Here is an 18,777-nt window from a genome sequence, read left to right as displayed (position 1 = left end):
AAATGCTCGAGGGCCTGCGCGTCGCATCGCAGAACTGGATCGGCCGCGCCATCATGGCGGTTGTGATGGGCGTCATCGTGATCAGTTTCGCGATCTGGGGCGTCGGAGACGTCTTCCGCGGCTTCACGGCGCAGCGCCTCGCCCGAGTGGGCGCCGGCGAGGTGACGGTCGACCAGTTCCGCACCGCCTTCCAGAACGATCTGCGGCGCGTGCAGCAGAAAATGCGCCGCGCCGTCACCGCCGAGGAGGCCCATCGCGCCGGCATGGACCTGCAGGTCCTGGAGCGCCTGATCACCGACGTCGCCCTCGACCAGAAGGCGCGCAATCTCGGCCTCGCCTCCAGCGACGAGACGACCCAGCGCATCATCGCCAACGAGAAGGCGTTCCAGACGAACGGCGCCTTCGACGCGGACAAGTTCAAGGCCATCGCCCGCGACGCCGGCTACACCGAGCGCGGCTTCCTCGCCGACCAGAAGGCCGCCTATCTTCGCAAGGCCTTGACCGACATCGTCATCGCCGGCGTCGAGCCGCCGAAGCTGATGGTCGAGGCCATTCATCGCTTCCGCAACGAGGCCCGTTCGGTCGACTATTTCGTCCTGCCTGTCTCCGCCGCCGGCGACGCCCAGAAGCCGAGCGAGGAGGAGCTGAAGAAATATTTCCAGGACCGCGAGCAGACGTTCCGCGCCAAGGAATATCGCAAGCTCACGGTCGTTGAGGCGAGCCCCTCCACCATCGCCAAGGTCGCCGACGTCTCCGACGACGACGCGCGCAAGCTTTATGACGACGTCAAAGGCAAGCGCTATGGGACGCCCGAGAAGCGCGAGGTGCGCCAGCTCGTCTTCAAGTCCGACGCGGAAGCGCAGGACGCCGTCGCCAAGCTCAAGGGCGGCGCGGACATCGACGCGCTCGCCGCCGAGCTCAAGCGCAATCCCAAGGACGTCGATCTGGGCCTCGTCGAGAAGCGCGACTTTGGCGACGCCAAGGTCGGCGACGCCGTCTTCGCCTTGCCGCAGCCGGGCGTCGCGGAGCCGGTGACGACCGCCTTCGGCACGGTCATCTCCGTTGTGAAGAAGATTTCGCCTGCGGTGACCACCAAGACCTTCGACCAGGCGAAGACCGAGCTCAAGGCCGAGATCGCGACGCAGCGCGCCGGCCCGCAGGTCAGCAAGCTGCACGATGCGATCGAGGATCAGCGCGCCGCCGGCAAGACGCTGGCCGAAGCCGCCGCCGCCGCGGGCGTCCAGACCCGCGTGATCGACGGCGTCGACGACGCGGGGCGCGGCAAGGACGGAAAGGCGATCGAGGTTCCCGCCGGCGCCGACCTCTTGAAGGCGGCCTTCGCTTCCGACATCGGCGTGGACAATGAAACCGTCGCGACGCGCGACGGCGGCCATGTCTGGTTCGAGGTGAACGCCATCGAGCCCGCGCGCCAGAAGACGTTCGAAGAGGTGAAAGACTCGGTCGCCGAAACCATGCGCGCGGAAAACGCCCAGAAGGCGCTCTCCGCCAAAGCGGACGAGATCGTGGCCAAGATCAAGGGCGGGCAGTCCATCGAGGACGCCGCCAAGGCGCTCAAACTCGAGGTGAAGCGCGCGACCGAGGTGAAGCGCGCGCAGCGGCCCGACTTCACGGTCAACACCATCGTGCAGTTCTTCGACGTTCCGCCCGGCGGCGCGGGCTCCGCCACTGTCGACAACGGCCGGCTGATCTTCGTCGTGAAGGACGCGCAGACGCCGCCCTTCGACCCGAACTCCGTTGAATCCAAGATCATCGCCGACCAGCTCAAGCCAGCCGTGCAGAACGATCTCCTCGAGCAATATGTCGGCGGCCTCGAAAAGGCGCTCAACGTCGAGATCAATCAGAAGGCGCTCGAAGCCGCCGTCGGAGTGGGCAAGGAAGAACAGTGACAGGCGCCGTGTTCGAGCCCGACTTCGGGGCTTTCGCCGCCGATTACGACGCCGGACGTCCGAGGCTCGTCGTGACGCGCCTCGTCGGCGATCTGGAGACGCCGGTCTCCGCTTATCTGAAACTCTCGCGCGAGCGCGCCGGCTCGACCTTCCTGCTCGAGTCGGTCGAGGGCGGCGCCGCGCGGGGGCGCTACTCGATGATCGGCCTCGACCCGGACGTGATCTTCCGCGCGGTGGGCGACCGGGCCGAAATCAACCGCGACGCGCTCGCGGACGCCAACGCCTTTGCGCCCTGTGGCGTGGCGCCGCTCGTGGCGCTGCGCCAGCTCATCGCGGAATCCGCCATCCCGGCCGCCGCGCCGCAGTCGCCGCCAATGGCCGCCGGCGTCTTCGGCTATCTCGGCTACGACATGGTGCGCCAGATGGAGCGGCTGGCGCCCGCCAAGGACGACAAGATCGGCGTTCCGGACGCGCTGTTCATCCGCCCGACGGTCATGGTCGTCTTCGATACTGTCCGCGATGAAATTTCCATCGTGACCCCGGTGCGCCCGCGCGCGGGCGTCGCCGCCAAGGCCGCCTATGAGGCGGCGCTGGCGCGTCTCGACAGGGTCGTCGCGACGCTGGAGGCGCCGCTCGAACATCGCGACGCCGGCTGCGATCCCGCGCTCCTCGCCGAAGAGCCGGTTTCCAACACGCCGAAGTCCCGTTTCCTCGAGATGGTGGAGCGGGCGAAGGAATATATCCGCGCGGGCGATATTTTTCAGGTCGTGCTCTCGCAGCGTTTCACCGCGCCTTTCGCGCTGCCCGCCTTCGCGCTCTATCGCGCGCTGCGCCGCGTCAATCCGGCGCCGTTCCTCTGCTTCCTCGATTTCGGCGCGTTTCAGATCGTCTGCTCGAGCCCGGAAATTCTCGTGCGCGTCGCCGAAGGCAAGGTCACCATCCGACCGATCGCCGGCACGCGCTGGCGCAGCGAGAACAAGGTCGAGGACGAGCGGCTCGCCGCCGAACTTCTCGCCGACGAGAAAGAGCGCGCCGAGCATCTCATGCTGCTGGATCTCGGCCGCAACGACGTCGGCCGCGTCGCGAAAACCGGGACGGTGCGCGTCACCGACAGTTTTACGATCGAGCGCTACAGCCACGTCATGCATATCGTCTCGAATGTCGAAGGCGAGTTGGACGAGAGCCGTTTCGACTGCATCGACGCGCTCGCGGCGGGCTTTCCCGCCGGCACGGTCTCCGGCGCGCCCAAGGTGCGGGCCATGGAGATCATCGACGAACTCGAGACCGACAAGCGCGGCATTTACGGCGGCTGCATCGGCTATTTTGGCTCTGCGGGACAGATGGACACCTGCATCGTGTTGCGCACGGCGATCGTCAAAGACGGCAAGATGCATGTGCAGGCCGGCGCGGGCGTCGTCTATGATAGCGAGCCCGAATATGAAAACCGCGAGTGCGCGAACAAGGCCAAGGCGTTGTTCCGCGCCGCCGAGGAAGCCGTCCGCTTCGCCGCCCGCGCGCGCCGGGGGCAATGATTTGGGGTTTGATCGAGCCGGAGGCCCGCGTCCGGCTCCGCCAAAGGACCGTTGATGGCCGATCCCAGCATCTATGACGACGGCGACGATCCTTATCGTCCGATCCGGGTCGGCGATCCCGGCCCCGCGGGCGACGCGGCCAAATGGGGCATGCTGCTGTCGCGCTTCATGCGCATCGTCGCGCTGTTCTGGCTGATGCAGGGCCTGATGCACTGGCGCATCGTGCTCATGGCCAAACAGTCGATCTTCGACACCATGCCGCAAAACGCCGCCTTCGCGGTGATTTTTTTCGCGGTGCTCGATCTTGTCGCCGGCGTCGGCCTTTGGCTCGCGACGCCCTGGGGCGGCGTGCTCTGGCTGCTCATCGCCAGCGCGCAGATCTTTCTCACCCTGAGCATGCCGGGCTTTTCCGTCGGCGGCTATTGGCTGATCGGCGTCAACGCGCTTCTCATCATCATGTATTTCGGCCTGACCTTCGAGGCGGGCCGGGACGTCGACGCGCCGCGTCTGCGGGAGCGCCGACGCCGCAGAGAGGCGCGCGCCCGCCCCGCCCCGCGTCAGGAAGGCTGACGCTCAGTCGCCCTGCCCTCTCCCCGCCGGCGGGGGAGCGGGAAAGTCCGCGCCTTCAGCTTCAATCCAGACCGAGAAAATGTTCGAGGATGAAGAAGTGATCCTCGAACATGCGCGATCGCATGCCGCTGACTTCATGCATCGGGACCCAGCGTGCGCAAGCTGCGTCGTCGCCGCCCTGAACCTCCGGCAGATCTCCCGACGGAAAGTCGAAGAAGAAGGCGTGGGTGATCGTGCGCCCGCGCAGCGACCGCTGCGGATCGTCGAACACGACCGCGTCGCGCAGATGGCCGAGCAGCGCCGAGGTTGAAACCTCGATCATCGTCTCTTCGCGCAATTCGCGGATTGCCGCGTCGCGCACTGTTTCGTGCGGCTCGACGAAGCCGCCCGGCAGCGCCCACAGCCCACGCCCCGGATCATGCCGGCGTTCGACGAGCAGCACATGGCCCGAATGTGCGACGACGGCGTCGACCGTGACGAAGATCGTCGGAAACGGCGCCTGGGCCCAAGCCCCGCGTTCCGCCTGGATGATGCGATATTCTTCGCGCAGACGCGCAAAGTCGCCGGAACGGCGGAATGTCGAGATCATGTCGAAGACCGCCCCCGGCGTATGGTCTTCGATCAAGCGCAGGCCGCTGTCTGAATCTGCAAAGAGCGCTTCGCAAATTGCTTCAGCCGAAGGCGCCGGCGGCAGATCGATCACAATCTGCGCCCATTGCGGAAACGCACGGGCGTCGTGCGCCGCGCAAAAGAGCGCGACGGATTGTGCGTCGCCTGCGACGCGCGCGACCTGCGCCTGCGTTTCGGCGCGCCAGCGGTGCGCATTGTAGAGATGGTCGCGCAGCGGCAGCGTCGTGACGCGCGACGCCGCCGGCCCGAGCGCGGCCGCGATCATCTCGGCGCGCTCCGCATAGCTCCACGGATGCTTGGGCGTGCGCGCGGCGTCAGAGGAGCCGACGAGCGCAAGCGCGCGATGGGCCTGCGCGAGCGCATGCTCGAGAAGGACGCAATGCGAGTTCTGCACGGGTTGGAAGCGCGCGACGACAACCGCGAGATCGTATTTCGCCACTCTTGCTCCCTTCTGTTTCCGCAAAGATTAATAAAAGCCCAGCGGCTTCTTAACAGTCGCCCGCCAATCCTTAGCGATCCAGCGCATTACGCCAAACTTGCCGCTTTCGGTTCAACTTTGATTCACCCAAAGCCCGCAAGTCTGGGTAAACGCGCGATTCAGGCTGTTATTTAAACTCAAGTTCATTCGTGAGCAGATAATTTGACCTCATCAAGCAAGACATGCGCGACGCAACGAAAACGATGGAGAAAAGGATGAGCGCCGTTATGAAGACCGCCCAGCCCGCCAGAAACGAAGCCGCCGCCGACCGCGCGGGCGAGGTGAGGCCGGTCTATCTCGAGGCGCTCACCCTCGTCGAGCGTCTGCATCGTCGCCTGCTCGACGTCATCAAGGACGAGTTCGACCGCCGCGACCGTGGCGACGTCAACGCTGTGCAGGCGCTCCTGCTCTACAATATCGGCGACAAGGAGCTCACCGCGAGCGAACTGCGCACGCGCGGCTATTATCTGGGCTCCAACGTCTCCTACAACGTCAAGAAGCTCGTCGACACGGGCTATCTGCACCATGCCCGCTCGCGCCTCGACCGCCGCTCCGTGCGCATCAGCCTCACCCCCAAAGGCAAGGAAGTCCACGACATTGTCGCGCAGCTCTACGACAAGCACGCCAAGACGATCGAGCAGATCGGCGGCGTCTCTCCCGAGGAGTTCCGCTCCCTGAACCAGTCGCTCACCCGTCTCGAGCGCTTCTGGACGGACCAGATTCGTTTCCGTCTCTGAAAAAACCGCTTCCTTTTCTTTGTCGTAAACTTCGCCGGCGACGCCTCGGGCTTCGCCGGCCTTTTCTTTTCAACGCCCTGATTCAGCTGCTCTGGCGCAACAGCCGGCGACGCCCTATGTCTTGACGACTTGTTTACGCTGCGGGGTTTCCGGATGCGCTGGTCCTTTACGCTTGGCACGTTCAGGGGAACGGCCGTGCGCATTCACATCACTCTCCTGCTTTTCCTGGCCTGGATCGCCATGGCCGCCTTTCAACGCGGCGGCGCAGAGGCGGCGGGCCAGAGCGTCCTGTTCATCTCCGCGGTGTTCGCCTGCGTGGTTCTGCATGAATTCGGCCACATCCTCATGGCGCGCCAGTTCGGCATCGCCTCGCCCGAGGTGACGCTGCTCCCCATCGGCGGCGTCGCCGATATGGAATCGATGCCGCAGAAGCCCTGGCAGGAGTTGCTGGTCGCCATCGCCGGCCCGGCCGTCAACATTGTCATCGCGGCCGTCCTGCTCGGGGTCTCGGGCGCGTTCAACCTCGGCGAGGCGGCGCAGATCGCCAACCCGTCGGTCAGTCTCTGGGAGCGGTTGGCCGCCACCAATATTTTCCTGGCCGTCTTCAACCTCATCCCGGCGTTCCCCATGGACGGCGGGCGGGTGCTGCGGGCCGCGCTCGCCATGTGGCTTGGCCAGTCAAAAGCCACGAACATTGCGGCCTATATCGGCCAGGCTTTCGCCTTCCTTCTCGGATTTGCGGGCCTCTTCGGCAATCCGATGCTGCTTTTCATCGCGATCTTCGTCTATATCGCCGCCGCGGGCGAGGCGCAGATGACGACCATGGCGGAAGCCGCGCGCGGCATACCGGCGGTCGACGCGATGGAGACCCGCATCGCCGCCATCGGGCGCGGGGCCACCGTCAGCGAGGCCGTTGAAATCCTGCTCGCCACCTCCCAGGAAGATTTTCCCCTTGTCGACGCGCTCAACCGGCCCGTCGGTCTCCTGTCGCGCGCCGAAATCGTCGACGCCCTGCGCGCCTCGGATCCTGGCGCGCCGGTCGCTCCCTTCGCCAGCAAGACGCTCGCGACCATTGGCGCGCATGAAAATGTCGAGGCCGCGCTGACCTCGCTCAACGCCGGGGCCCCCGTCGGCGTGGTGGATCGCGACGGGCGGCTCGTCGGCCTGCTGACGCGGCAGTCGCTCGGGGAGATCATGATGATCCGCGACGCGCGGCCCGATTGGCGCCTCCCGCACCGCCAGATCGCGTCGCAATAGACGCGCGCCGCGCGAGGTTGCCTAACGCGGCCCCGGGGCCTATTGGGGTTTCAAAGCAACGCCGCGAACGCGCCGGAAGAACCATGTCCAATATCACGCTGATCGACAATTACGACAGCTTCACCTTCAACCTGGTCCATTACTTCGGCCAGCTGGGGGCGACTGTCACCGTGCACCGCAATGACGCGGTTTCCGTCGCGGAAGTGCTCGCCGGCGGGCCGGACGCCATCGTGCTGTCGCCCGGCCCCTGCACCCCGCACGAGGCCGGCGTCTGCATGGAGCTGATCGCCGCCGCCGCCGAGACGGTCCCGATCTTCGGCGTCTGCCTCGGCCACCAGTCGATCGGCGAAGTGTTCGGCGGCGAGGTCATCCGGGCGCCCATGCCCATCCACGGCAAGATGGCGACCATCCTGCATCAGGGCGACGCGGTGTTTCGCGGCATTGAGGGGCCTTTCCAGGCGACCCGCTATCACTCGCTCGTCGTCAAGCGCGAAACCCTGCCCGACTGCCTGCGCGTCACCGCCGAGACGCCGGACGGGCTGATCATGGCGCTGTCGCACAACACTTTGCCGACCCATGGGGTGCAGTTCCACCCGGAAAGCATCACCTCGCAGCACGGCCATAAGATCCTGCGCAATTTCCTCGATCTCGCGCAGGAATGGAACGAGGCCCGCCGGGGTCGGGCGAAGGTGGCTTAAGGCCGCCGAATGCAGGATTTCAAACCCTATATCGCCGCTCTCGCCGAAGGCGCACCGCTCGCCCGCGAGGAGGCCCGAGCCGCCTTTGCGCTGATCTTCGACGGCGCGGCGACGCCGGCGCAGCTCGGCGCCTTTCTCATGGGCCTGCGCCTGCGCGGCGAGACGGTCGAGGAGATCATTGGCGCGGCGGAGGCCATGCGCGCCGTCATGACGGCCGTCGAAGCGCCGCCCGGCGCGATCGACATCGTCGGCACGGGCGGCGACGGCGCCGGCACCTACAATATTTCGACGCTCGCCGCCATCATCGCCGCCGCCTGCGGCGCGGTCGTCGCCAAGCATGGCGGCAAGGCCTCGTCCTCGCGCTCCGGCGCCTCGGACGTTCTGGGCGAATTGGGCGTCAAGGTCGGAATCCCGCCCGCGGCCGCGGCGGACTGTCTGCGCAAGGCGGGCCTGTGTTTCATGGCGGGACCGACGCATCACCCGGCGCTGCGCCACGCCGCGCCGGTTCGCGCCGAACTCGGCGTGCGCACGATCTTCAATCTCTTGGGGCCGCTGTGCAATCCGGCGCGGGTCGAGCGCCAGACCATCGGCGTCTATTCCCGCGACTGGCTGGAGCCGCTCGCCCGCGTCCTGCACGAGCTCGGCGCGCGCCGGGTCTGGCTGCTCCACGGCGCGGACGGGCTCGACGAAGCGACCACGACCGGGGTCACTCATGTCGTGTCTTTGACCGACGGCGCGATCCACGCTTTCGACATTACGCCCGAAGACGCCGGCCTGCGCCGCGCCACTGCGCAGGAGCTCGTCGGGGGCGACCCGGCTCATAACGCCCGGGCCTTGCGCGCGGTGCTCGAGGGCGAAAAGAACGCCTATCGCGACATCGCGATGCTCAACGCGGCGGTTGCTCTCGTCGTCGCCGAGCGCGCCGCCGATCTGCGCGACGGCGCCGCGCTCGCGGCGCAGGCGCTGGACTCGGGCGCGGCGGCGGCGACGCTCGAGGCGCTCGTCGAGCATTCCAACGCTGCAGGGTGACCCCCGCCACAACCTCCCCCCGCTCTGCGGGAAGGCGCGGTCTACCGCGACTTTCTACGGGATAGGATTGCAGACGGCGATCGGCTATGCAGGTAATGAATCAGCGAGGCGCGCCGGCGCCTCCTTCGGGCCTGAAGACATGACCGATATTCTCGACCGTATCGAAGCCTATAAGCGCACCGAGATTTCCGAGGCGAAGGTGCGGATGCCGCTCGCGGCGCTCGAGCGCAAGGTGCGCGACCACGACCCGCCGCGCGGCTTTGTGCATGCGATCGAGGAAAAGCTCAATCAGCGCCGCATCGCCCTGATCGCCGAAATCAAGAAGGCCAGCCCGTCGAAAGGCGTCATTCGCGACCATTTCGACCCGCCGAAACTCGCCAGAGCCTATGAAAAGGCCGGCGCCGCCTGTCTGTCGGTCTTAACCGACGGCCCCTCCTTCAAGGGCAAGCTCGAAGACCTCGAGGCTGCGCGCAAGGCGACGCACCTTCCGGCGATCCGCAAGGATTTCCTGTTCGATCCCTATCAGGTCTTCGAGGCGCGCGCCTTTGGCGCCGACTGCATCCTCATCATCATGGCCGCCGTCAGCAACGAAGAGGCCAAGGCGCTCAACACCGCCGCCCACGACCTGCGGATGGACGTGCTGGTTGAAGTCCACGACGAGCGCGAACTCGATCGCGCGCTGGCTCTGGAAACGCGGCTGATCGGCATCAACAACCGCAATTTGCATGATTTCAAGGTGTCGCTCGAGGTGAGCGAGAAACTCGCGGAGAAAGTGCCGCGCGACAAGATCATCGTCGCCGAAAGCGGCATCGCGACGCATGACGACTGCCTGCGGCTGGAGAAGTCGCACATCTTCACCTTCCTTGTCGGCGAAAGCCTCATGCGGCAGGACGATGTCGAGGCGGCGGCTCGCAAGCTCTTGCACGGATGAGAACCCCCGCCGTCAACGCCGCTGAATCATGACCAAATTGACGCATCTCACCGCAACGGGCGACGCCCATATGGTCGACGTCTCGGCCAAGGCGGAGACGAAGCGCGTGGCGCGAGCGCGGGGACGCGTGGTCATGGCGCCGGAGACCCTGGCGCTCGCCGTCGCCGGGCAGGCCAAGAAGGGCGACGTCTTCGGCGTCGCGCGCGTCGCCGCCATCATGGCCGCGAAGAAGACGAGCGACCTCATCCCGCTTTGCCATCCCCTGCCCCTCGCCAGCGTGTCGGTGGAGATCGCGGCGGACGAGTCGCTGCCCGGCTTGCGGGTTGAGGCGGAGGCGACCGTCGCCGGCAAGACGGGAGTCGAGATGGAGGCGCTGACCGCGGTCTCCGTGGCCTGTCTGACGATCTACGACATGCTGAAGGCCGCCGACCGCGCCATGCGAATCGAGGGCGTCGAGCTCGTTGAAAAGCAGGGGGGCAAGAGCGGCCATTGGCGACGCGACGACAGTTGAATGGAGAAGGGCGCCGCCCACTCTCCCTCTCCCCGCGCACGGGGAGAGGGTTGGGGTGAGGGGCGAGGGCATGGAGGCGCACGGGTTCGGCGCAGGACCATTGCGACAAGTCGCAGCCGTGCGCTTCGACCCCAGGCCCCTCACCCTGCCCTCTCCCCGCAGGCGGGGAGAGGGTTTTGCGCCCCGAACGCGCGCGAAAGGAAGGAAAGCATGGCGGACAACAAACTCCTTTCTGTCGACGAGGCCCTGGCGCGCGTCCTTTCGGACGCCGCGCGGCTGGGGGAAGAGGAGGTCGCGCTTGCAAAGGCCCGCGGCCGCACGCTCTCACGTGATCTCGTCGCCAAACGCACGCAGCCGCCGGTCGACGTCTCGGCGATGGATGGATACGCCGTCCGCGCGGCCGACCTCGCGGCCGGCCCGGTGCGGCTCGTCGGCGAGAGCGCCGCGGGCCATGGCTATGGGGCTCCGCTGCAAGCCGGCGAGGCGGTGCGCATCTTCACCGGCGCGCCGACGCCGCAAGGGGCCGACGCGATCCTCCTGCAGGAGGACGCCGAGGTCGCGGACGGCCTGGTGAAGGCCAAGGAAGCGGCGAGGCCGGGCCAGCACATTCGCGCCGCGGGCCTCGATTTTTGCATGGGCGCCGCGGGTCTTTGCGCCGGCGTGCGGCTCGGGCCAGCAGAGCTCGCCCTTGCGGCCGCCATGAATCACGCCCGACTGCCCGTGTCGCGGCGGCCGCGGGTGGCGATCATCGCCTCGGGCGACGAGCTCGTGGCCCCGGGCGCCGAGCCCGGCCCCGCGCAGATCATCGCCTGCAACGGTTTCGCCGTGGCCGCGATCGCCGAGGAGGCGGGCGCGGAAGTTGTCGACCTTGGCATTTTCCGCGACGATCTCGCCGAACTCGAGCGCGGCATCGGGCTGGCCCGCGAGTCGCAAGCCGACGTGCTGGTGACGCTCGGCGGCGCCTCGGTCGGCGACCGCGATCTGCTGCGGCCGGCGCTGGCGCGCCAGGGCATGACGCTCGATTTCTGGAAGATCGCCATGCGGCCGGGAAAGCCCTTGATCTCTGGCCGCCTCGGCGACGCGCATATTCTCGGATTGCCGGGCAATCCGGTGGCGTCGATCGTCTGCGCGCTCGTGTTCCTGGCGCCTCTCGTTCGCGCCCTGCAGGGCGATCCAAACGCCGCCGCCGACCAGACCGAGGCGGCGATCGCCGGCGCCGACCTTCCCGCCAACAAAGGCCGGCGCGATTATATGCGGGCGCGGCTCGCCCGGGACGACGCCGGCCGCCTCGTCGCGACGCCGCAGCCCCTGCAGGATTCCTCGCTCCTCACCGAACTCACGCAATCGCAGGCGCTGCTCATTCGCGAGCCGGGCGAGCCGCCGCTCGCCGCCGGATCGCCCTGCCGCATCCGCCGCCTGCCGGGGTGACCTCAGTCTCTCCCGTTATGGGGGTAATTTCCAAAGGTCGTCCGCCCGTGACTTTGCCGGCGCAAAATGGCAAAGAGGCGCGACGAAGCGCTGTGTCAGAACGAGCGCCACGGAGCTATCAGCCGCATGTCCGTCATCGATTCCGTCCGCAAAATCCTCGTGCCGATTCATCCCGAGGGCTATGTTTTCATCGCGGGCTTCGCCGTCGCCGCCTTCGTGCTCGACTGGATCTCGCCGACGCTCGGCTGGATCGGCTTCATTGCCACGGCCTGGTGCGTCTATTTCTTCCGCGATCCGCCGCGCGTCACGCCGCTGAGGGAGGGGCTCGTCGTCTCTCCGGCCGACGGCGTCGTCTGCTCGATCGGATTCTTCCTGCCGCCGCCGGAGCTCGGCATGGGCGCCGAGCCGCTGCAGCGCGTCTCAGTGTTCATGAGCGTCTTCGACTGCCATGTGAACCGCATGCCGACGACCGGCCGCGTCACGAAGATCGCCTACAAGCCCGGCATCTTCATCAACGCCGACCTCGACAAGGCGAGCGAGGACAATGAGCGCAACGGCCTCGTCATCGAGACGCCGCGCGGGCGCTTCGGCGTCGTGCAAATCGCCGGTCTCGTCGCGCGCCGCATCGTCTGCTTCGTCAAGGAAGGCGAAAGCCTCGGCGTCGGCGACCGCTTCGGCCTGATCCGCTTCGGCTCGCGCGTCGATGTCTACATGCCGTCATCCGCGCGCCCCATGGTGGCGGTCGGAACGCGCGCCGTCGCCGGCGAGACCGTGCTCGCGGATATGACGGCCGAGACGGCGGCGCTCACCTTCAAGACCGGCTGAGGGTCCAAAACAGATGAACGACAATCCCGAGCTGTCGGCCTCCGAGCTGCGGCGGCTGCGCTTTCGCAACATTCCGCTGCGCGTGGTGCTGCCGAATCTCGTGACGCTGCTCGCGCTGTGCATGGGCCTGACCGCGATCCGCTATGCGATCGAGGAGGATTTCGTCAAAGCCGTCACCGCCATCATGGCGGCCGCGGTGCTCGACGGCCTCGACGGCCGCCTGGCGCGCGCGATCAAAGGCACCTCGCGCTTCGGCGCCGAGCTCGACTCGCTTGCCGACTTCGTCGATTTCGCCGTGGCGCCGGGGCTGCTGCTCTATCTGTGGAGCCTGCACGAGATCAAGGGCCTCGGCTGGTTCGCCGTCCTCGCCTTCGCCATCGCCGGCGCGCTGCGCCTCGCGCGCTTCAACGTGATGATCGAAGACCCGAGCAAACCGGCGTGGCACGCCGAGTTTTTCGTCGGCATGCCGGCTCCCGCGGGCGCGGTCACGGTGCTGCTGCCGCTCTATCTGCATTTCTCGGCGCTGGAGCTGCCAGCCTCCAAAGCGTTGACGCCCTTCTACATCGCCTATGTCCTCGCCATCGCCTTTCTGATGGCGAGCCGCATTCCGCATTTCTCGGGAAAGCGCATCGGCCGCATCCCGCGCGATCTCGTTATCCCGGTGCTGTTCGGCGTCGGCGTGACGGCGCTGCTGCTGGCGATTTATCCCATGGAAGTGCTCGCCGTGGTGAGCGTCGCCTTCCTGGCGGCGATCCCGGTGAGCGTGAAGCGGTATAATGCGCTGGCGAAGGCGGAGGCGGAAAAGGGGGAGGTGGAAGGCGCGGAAGGCTAGGCCAACTCAGGAACGTCGGTCTGATCCCGTCTTTGAGAAATAAAGAACGCCGGGCACGTCCTAAAGTGCGCGTCACAGGTGAGCACGTCGGCGCCGAACGCCAACGCGCTCGCATACACGATCGCATCGGCGGTCGCCAGCTTATGGAGCGCTGCGAGTTCTGCCGCCGAAAGGGCAATTTTCGTATCGAGCGGCGCGACGACACACAGCTCTGTGAACGCGATGACCTAATCCGCTTTTTCTTCTCCCGCTTCGCGCCCCAGCCATTTCGCGAGTTCGAGCTGAACAATGGTCGGCACGAGCCACTCTTCCTGCTCCGGCAGTCGCGCGATGAGGCTCTCTCCCGTCTCGGAGCCAATCAACCACTCGATCCATGCCGACGTATCCACAAGCCGCGTCAAACGCGGTCTTTTCGATCGCGATAGTCACCGGCTTCGGCTCCCCTGGCGATCCCCGAGAGCTGGTCGCGTGTCGGGACGGGCACGATGAGAAGGCCCGCGCCCCTGGGAATGAAGGCGAACCGCTGGCCGGCTTTCCAATTCCGGGCCTCGCGGACGCTCTTAGGGATCGAGATTTGGAACTTCGCCGAGAGCGTCGCGGTGTCAGCCATTTTTCATACACTTCAAGAAACGATCACGCCGCCGTAAAAGTAACGGTCCTTGGCAATCTTTCAAACCCGCGGACGACTACCGCCCCGCCACCGGGGGCAGCGGCGACGTCTCCACCTTCTGGCTGGCGGCCGGCGGCGGCGTTTGCGCCGTTCCTCCATCGACCTGATCCCCCCGGAAATCCGGGATGGCCATTTGGTCCGCGTCCTGCGCGCGCGGCGCGGCGATATGCGCGCCGATCTTGCGCACCACGTCGGGCGCCTCGGCGAAGGCGCCGTGACCAATGAAATCCGTCGAGAAGGACGAGATGTCGTGCACGGCGACGCCGAGCCGGTCCAGCTCGGCCTTGTCCTCGGGCTTTTCCGTGTCCATGGCGCCGAGCCTCGGCCGTGCGCCGGCGATGCGCGACGACAGCGACAGGGCGCGGTCGTTGTTCGCGACGAAGATCGACACATGGCGCGGATCGATCCGCCCCAATTGCTGGCGGAAGACATTGAGGTCGATGTCGGGATTGGCCAGCATCACCTCGCCCAGGCGCCCGTCGAGATCGGGATGGCCGGAGATGGCGGCGTCGCGCAGCGTCTCCATGGTGAGCCACGCGCCCATGGAATGAGCGAGCACGTGCACGCGGCCGAGACCCGGCGTTTTGGCGAGCGACAGCAGCACTTTCTCCAGCGCGTCGCGCGAGACCGTCGCCGCCTCCTTGTCGGATTCGTAATTGAACAGTCCGCCGCGCGAATTCCAGGCGAAGAGCGCCGGCACGCCGGAGAAGCCGCCGTCGGCGACGATCTGAGCGAGGCGGAAACGCGATTCGTCGAGGCTGGTGTTAAAGCCGTGCACGTAAAGGAGAACGTCGCGCGAGCTGCCGACGCGGCCCGACACATGGGCCGCAAGCTCGCCGTAGAACTCCTCTTCGTCCATGTTGCGCTTGGCGAGAACGGTAAAATGCCGGCTTTTGTCGGCGCCGCCGAAACTCGGCTTTTCCACCGCGCCGGGCCGATGGGTCTGCGGCACACCGATGGCGGTCAGCGAGAAATGCGCGCGGCCGTCGTCCGCCGCCCCCTCGCCGCGCCGGGTCGACGCCACGAAGAGCGGCACGCGGCTCGGCTCGCCCTGTGGGCCGGAGACGAGCGAAACGGCGTTGTTCATATGGCCGTCGATCGCGCGCATGCTTTCCGAGGCGCACCCCGTGAGAAGCGCCGCCGCGAGTAGGGCCGTCAATGTCAATGAAGCCTTGCGCAAATAGCGGATCCAGCGCGGCCGGGGATTCTTCATGAGTGATCGAGTGCGCGCCCGGCCGGACCCTGTTTTCGCGCGAGAAGGCGACGAAACTGGGGCGCAGCCGGTAACGCGGCTGCAGCATTGTCGTCCATCCCGGTTAACTGCAGGCAAATTTGCCGCACTTGCGCCGTCGCGCCGAGGGTGCATAGTGCGCGCAAAAGAAAACAACGGGGAGAAGGCGCTCGTTAACGAGCGGCCGGAAACGCGATGCGGATCAGGATTTTGGGCTCGGGCGCCGGCGGCGGCTTCCCGCAATGGAACTGCAATTGCGCTAATTGCCGCGCCGTGCGCGCAGGCGCCCCCGGTTTCTCGCCTCGCACCCAGTCGTCGCTCGCGGTGAGCGCGGACGATCGGAGCTGGGTTCTCCTCAACGCCTCGCCCGATTTGCGCGAGCAGATCGCCGCCGCGCCGCAGCTCGCGCCCGCAGAGGGCGATCCCGTCCGCGCGAGCCCCATCAAGGCGGTCGCGCTCACCAATGGCGACGTCGACCATGTCGCGGGCCTGCTCAATCTACGCGAGGCTCAGCCCTTCACTATCTACGCCGCCGGACGCGTGCTGCAGGCGCTGGGCGCCAATCCGATCTTCACCATTCTGCAGACGCCGCTCGTGCCGCGCATCGAACTGCCGATGGACGAGACGATCCCGCTCAAGGGCGCGGGCGTCGATCTCGGCCTCGCGATCCGCGCGTTCCCCGTGCCCGGCAAGATTGCGCTTTATCTCGAAGATAAAAACGCGCCCAATTTCGGCACCAGCGCCGGCGACACGCTCGGCCTCGAGATCATCGAGACCAAGACGGGCAAGTCTTTCTTCTACGTTCCGGGCTGCGCGAGGGTCGACGCGCCGCTGGCCGCGCGCCTGAAAAACGCGGCGCTCGTTTTCTTCGACGGAACGCTGTTCCACGAAAATGAGATGATCGAACAGGGGCTCCTCGGCAAGACCGGCTCGCGCATGGGCCATGTGAACATGAGCGGCGACGACGGCTCGATCGCGGCCTTCGCGCCGCTCGGTGTCGCGCGCAAAATCTACGTGCACATCAACAATTCGAATCCGGTCCTCGACGCCGGCTCCGAGGAAAACGCGGCCGTGCGCGCCGCGGGCTGGGAAGTCGGCGCGGACGGCATGGAGGTGACGCTATGAATCAGATCGTGACCGACTGGCGCGACGCCGCGCCGCTCTCCAGAGTTGATTTCGAAGCGGCGATCCGCAACGTCGGGGTCGAGCGCTATCACGACAAGCACGAATTTCATAAGCTGCTGCATGGCGGCAAGCTCAAAAAGCCGCAGGTCGCCGCCTGGGCCTTGAACCGCTACTGCTATCAGGAGGCCGTGCCGCGCAAGGACGCCGCCTTCATGAGCCGCGTGCACGACCGCGAATTGCGTCGCGAGTGGATTCACCGCATTCATGATCACGACGGCCTCGGCGAGGAGGCGGGCGGCATTGAACGCTGGCTGGTGCTCACCGACGCGCTCGGCTTCCCGCGCGATTATGTGACCTCGCGGCGCGGCGCCCTGCCCGCCACCAAATTCGCGGTCGAAGCCTATGTGCGCTTCGTGGTCGAGCAGCCGCTGGTCGTGGCGGTGGCGTCGTCGCTCACCGAGCTGTTCGCGCCCTCGATCCATCGCGAGCGCATCGTCGGCATGCTCGAGAATTACGACTTCGTCGACGACCATGTGATGGCCTATTTCAAGCGCCGCCTCAGCCAGGCGCCGCGCGATTCCGACTTCGCGCTCGCCTATGTGCTCGACAACGCCCGAACGCGCGAGGAGCAGGAAGCCTGCGTCGCGGCCGTCCGCTTCAAATGCGACGTCTTGTGGGCGCAGCTCGACGCCTTACATCACGCTTACGTCACGCCCGGGCTGATCCCGCCGGGGGCCTGGCGGCCGGAATGACGCCTCCGCAACCGTCCCCCGACTTGCGGGAGATGAAGGGGAGCGTGGTCTTCATCCACGCCGCGCGTGAGCGCCCCCTCTCCCGCGAAGCGGGCGAGGGACAGGGAGGGGGCCAGCAGCCCCGACAAGAGCCGAACGTAAAATGACGACACGCTACATCATCGGCCCGGACTCCCGCCCCGCCTTCACGCGCTATGCGCGCCTGCATGAAGACCGCGCGCGCGGCCGCACAGTTATTCTTGCCCCCGAACGCGCCTATGAGCTCGACGCCATCGGGCTGATCGTGCTCGAGGCCATCGACGGCGAAACCCGCATCGCCGACCTCTGCGCGAAGCTCGCGCAGCAGTATTCGGCGCCGCTCGAGGTCATCACGCGGGACGTGAGCAATTTGCTTCAGGGCCTCGCCGACAAGCGCCTGCTGCGCGACGGCGTCGATCCCTTCTCGGCCCCGAAGCTCTCGGCCTTCGCTTCGTCCATCGGACCCTTCGCGGGCGGCCCCGCCGGACTTCTCGCGGAGCTGACGCATCGCTGCCCGCTGCAATGCCCCTATTGCTCCAATCCGCTGGAGCTCGAAAAGTCGAACGTCGAAATGACCGCCGGGGAATGGGGCGAGACGTTTCGTCAGGCCGCGTCGATCGGCGCGTTGCAACTGCATCTTTCCGGCGGCGAGCCGACCGTGCGGCGCGATCTCGAAGAAATCCTGGCGCAGGCCGTGGAGGCGGGGCTTTACACTAATCTCGTGACTTCCGCGGTGCTGCTGACGCGTGAGCGGCTCGAGCGTCTGGCTGAAATCGGCCTCGACCATGTGCAGGTGTCGATTCAGGACATCGTCCCCGAGAGCGCCGACCGCATCTCCGCCTATGACGGCGGCGTGCCGAAGAAGCGCGACGTCGCGCGCTGGACGCGCGAATTGGGCATGGGCCTCACCATCAATGCGCCGATGCATCGCCAGAACATCGCGCATCTGCCGCGGATCATCGATTTCGCGGTGGAGGTGGACGCGCAGCGCATCGAGATTGCGCATATCCAGTATTACGCCTGGGCGCAGGTCAATCGCGCCGCGCTGATCCCGACGCGCGAGACCTTCATGGAGACGGTGGGCGTTGTCGAAGAGGCGAAGAAGCGGCTGCAGGGCGTCCTGAATTTCGACTTCGTCATCCACGACCATTACGCCACGCGGCCCAAGCAGTGCACAGGCGGCTGGGGCCGCTCGATCATGGCGGTGACGCCCTCCGGCAAGGCCCTGCCCTGCCACGCCGCGCAGACGCTGCCGGGCCTGACCTTCGACGACGTGCGCGCGCGGCCGCTCGGCGACATCTGGCGCCATGGCGCGGCCTTCAACGCCTATCGCGGCGCGGACTGGATGAAAGAGCCCTGCCGCTCCTGCGACCGCCGGGAGATTGATTATGGCGGCTGCCGCTGCCAGGCCTTTGCGGTGACCGGCGACGCGGCGGCGACCGACCCGGCTTGTCATCTCTCGCCCGACCACGCCCGTTTCGCCGCCTTCGCCGAAACGGAATCAACGGCGCCGGCGCCCGACTTCATCTACCGCCGCTACGGCGGCGCGCCGCAGAAGGCCGCGGAAAAAGAGCCGGCCTGACGCGCGCCACGCGGTCTCGGCGTGGATGCCCGCG

General features: G+C 66.7%; 18 protein-coding genes and 1 pseudogene. 15 read left to right on the top strand and 4 right to left on the bottom strand.

Annotated features, from left to right (window positions below; translation table 11 throughout):
• Positions 1-2: 2 nt before the first annotated feature.
• From ACETII_RS17345 to ACETII_RS17335, 3 genes are read left to right on the top strand one after another with little or no spacing between them, the layout of a single operon-like run.
• The gene (locus ACETII_RS17345) at positions 3-1,907 is read left to right on the top strand and encodes a SurA N-terminal domain-containing protein (protein ID WP_363348026.1); all 1,905 of its coding nucleotides are present in this window, start codon (positions 3-5) and stop codon (positions 1,905-1,907) included.
• On the top strand, positions 1,904-3,439 hold the full coding sequence (gene trpE / locus ACETII_RS17340) for an anthranilate synthase component I (protein WP_472786345.1): 1,536 nt from the start codon (positions 1,904-1,906) through the stop codon (positions 3,437-3,439). The genes ACETII_RS17345 and trpE overlap by 4 nt, the downstream gene beginning before the upstream one ends.
• A gap of 54 nt (positions 3,440-3,493) precedes the next feature.
• Positions 3,494-4,009: a DUF6163 family protein gene (locus tag ACETII_RS17335; RefSeq protein WP_472786344.1), complete on the top strand. Its 516-nt coding sequence runs from the start codon at positions 3,494-3,496 to the stop codon at positions 4,007-4,009.
• Between the two features lie 61 nt (positions 4,010-4,070).
• On the opposite strand, the gene ACETII_RS17330 is transcribed toward ACETII_RS17335, so the two are convergent.
• Entirely contained in the window at positions 4,071-5,078 is a 1,008-nt protein-coding gene (locus ACETII_RS17330; protein WP_472786343.1) for a bifunctional nicotinamide-nucleotide adenylyltransferase/Nudix hydroxylase, read from the bottom strand.
• A gap of 266 nt (positions 5,079-5,344) precedes the next feature.
• Here ACETII_RS17330 and ldtR point away from each other — a divergent pair, with 266 nt between their 5' ends.
• The 9 genes from ldtR to ACETII_RS17285 all read left to right on the top strand — a co-directional run bounded on the left by ldtR (position 5,345) and on the right by ACETII_RS17285 (position 13,365).
• Positions 5,345-5,854 (top strand): transcriptional regulator LdtR, encoded by a 510-nt coding sequence (ldtR, locus tag ACETII_RS17325; protein WP_363351369.1) that lies wholly within the window; start codon positions 5,345-5,347, stop codon positions 5,852-5,854.
• 153 nt (positions 5,855-6,007) lie between these two features.
• Positions 6,008-7,111 (top strand): site-2 protease family protein, encoded by a 1,104-nt coding sequence (locus ACETII_RS17320; RefSeq protein ID WP_363348018.1) that lies wholly within the window; start codon positions 6,008-6,010, stop codon positions 7,109-7,111.
• Positions 7,112-7,194: 83 nt separating this feature from the next.
• Positions 7,195-7,809, top strand: a complete 615-nt coding sequence (locus ACETII_RS17315; RefSeq protein WP_472786342.1) for an anthranilate synthase component II — start codon at positions 7,195-7,197, stop codon at positions 7,807-7,809.
• A gap of 9 nt (positions 7,810-7,818) precedes the next feature.
• Entirely contained in the window at positions 7,819-8,838 is a 1,020-nt protein-coding gene (gene trpD, locus ACETII_RS17310) for an anthranilate phosphoribosyltransferase (protein ID WP_363348014.1), read from the top strand.
• A gap of 139 nt (positions 8,839-8,977) precedes the next feature.
• Positions 8,978-9,769, top strand: a complete 792-nt coding sequence (gene trpC, locus ACETII_RS17305) for an indole-3-glycerol phosphate synthase TrpC (RefSeq protein ID WP_363348012.1) — start codon at positions 8,978-8,980, stop codon at positions 9,767-9,769.
• Between the two features lie 28 nt (positions 9,770-9,797).
• Positions 9,798-10,280 carry a cyclic pyranopterin monophosphate synthase MoaC gene (moaC, locus tag ACETII_RS17300; RefSeq protein ID WP_472786341.1) on the top strand — a complete coding sequence of 161 codons (483 nt, stop codon included), beginning with the start codon at positions 9,798-9,800 and terminating at the stop codon, positions 10,278-10,280.
• A gap of 210 nt (positions 10,281-10,490) precedes the next feature.
• Entirely contained in the window at positions 10,491-11,708 is a 1,218-nt protein-coding gene (locus tag ACETII_RS17295; RefSeq protein ID WP_472786340.1) for a molybdopterin molybdotransferase MoeA, read from the top strand.
• Positions 11,709-11,834: 126 nt separating this feature from the next.
• Entirely contained in the window at positions 11,835-12,533 is a 699-nt protein-coding gene (locus ACETII_RS17290; RefSeq protein WP_363348005.1) for a phosphatidylserine decarboxylase, read from the top strand.
• Positions 12,534-12,546: 13 nt separating this feature from the next.
• Entirely contained in the window at positions 12,547-13,365 is an 819-nt protein-coding gene (locus ACETII_RS17285) for a CDP-alcohol phosphatidyltransferase family protein (protein ID WP_472786339.1), read from the top strand.
• On the opposite strand, the pseudogene ACETII_RS17280 reads toward ACETII_RS17285, so the two are convergent.
• The 3 genes and pseudogenes from ACETII_RS17280 to ACETII_RS17270 form a co-directional block, all read right to left on the bottom strand.
• A pseudogene (locus tag ACETII_RS17280) lies at positions 13,362-13,754 on the bottom strand (PIN domain-containing protein). The gene ACETII_RS17285 and the pseudogene ACETII_RS17280 sit on opposite strands and share 4 nt — an antisense overlap.
• Positions 13,755-13,762: 8 nt before the next feature.
• Entirely contained in the window at positions 13,763-13,975 is a 213-nt protein-coding gene (locus tag ACETII_RS17275; RefSeq protein WP_472786338.1) for an AbrB/MazE/SpoVT family DNA-binding domain-containing protein, read from the bottom strand.
• 76 nt (positions 13,976-14,051) lie between these two features.
• The gene (locus tag ACETII_RS17270) at positions 14,052-15,194 is read right to left on the bottom strand and encodes an alpha/beta hydrolase (RefSeq protein WP_472786337.1); all 1,143 of its coding nucleotides are present in this window, start codon (positions 15,192-15,194) and stop codon (positions 14,052-14,054) included.
• Positions 15,195-15,461: 267 nt separating this feature from the next.
• Between ACETII_RS17270 and pqqB the strand changes: the two genes are divergently transcribed.
• The 3 genes from pqqB (at position 15,462) to pqqE (ending at position 18,743) form a co-directional block, all read left to right on the top strand.
• Positions 15,462-16,391 carry a pyrroloquinoline quinone biosynthesis protein PqqB gene (gene pqqB, locus ACETII_RS17265; protein WP_472786336.1) on the top strand — a complete coding sequence of 310 codons (930 nt, stop codon included), beginning with the start codon at positions 15,462-15,464 and terminating at the stop codon, positions 16,389-16,391.
• Positions 16,388-17,143: a pyrroloquinoline-quinone synthase PqqC gene (gene pqqC / locus ACETII_RS17260; protein WP_363347994.1), complete on the top strand. Its 756-nt coding sequence runs from the start codon at positions 16,388-16,390 to the stop codon at positions 17,141-17,143. Before pqqB ends, pqqC begins: the two co-directional genes overlap by 4 nt.
• Positions 17,144-17,285: 142 nt before the next feature.
• Complete coding sequence (pqqE, locus tag ACETII_RS17255) at positions 17,286-18,743, top strand: pyrroloquinoline quinone biosynthesis protein PqqE (RefSeq protein ID WP_472786335.1); 1,458 nt, start codon at positions 17,286-17,288, stop codon at positions 18,741-18,743.
• Positions 18,744-18,777: the final 34 nt, after the last annotated feature.

Source organism: Methylocystis sp. NC52PC (genome assembly GCF_055698645.1).
Note: the sequence above shows the minus strand (reverse complement) of the source record. Positions and strands in the feature narration are given on the sequence as shown.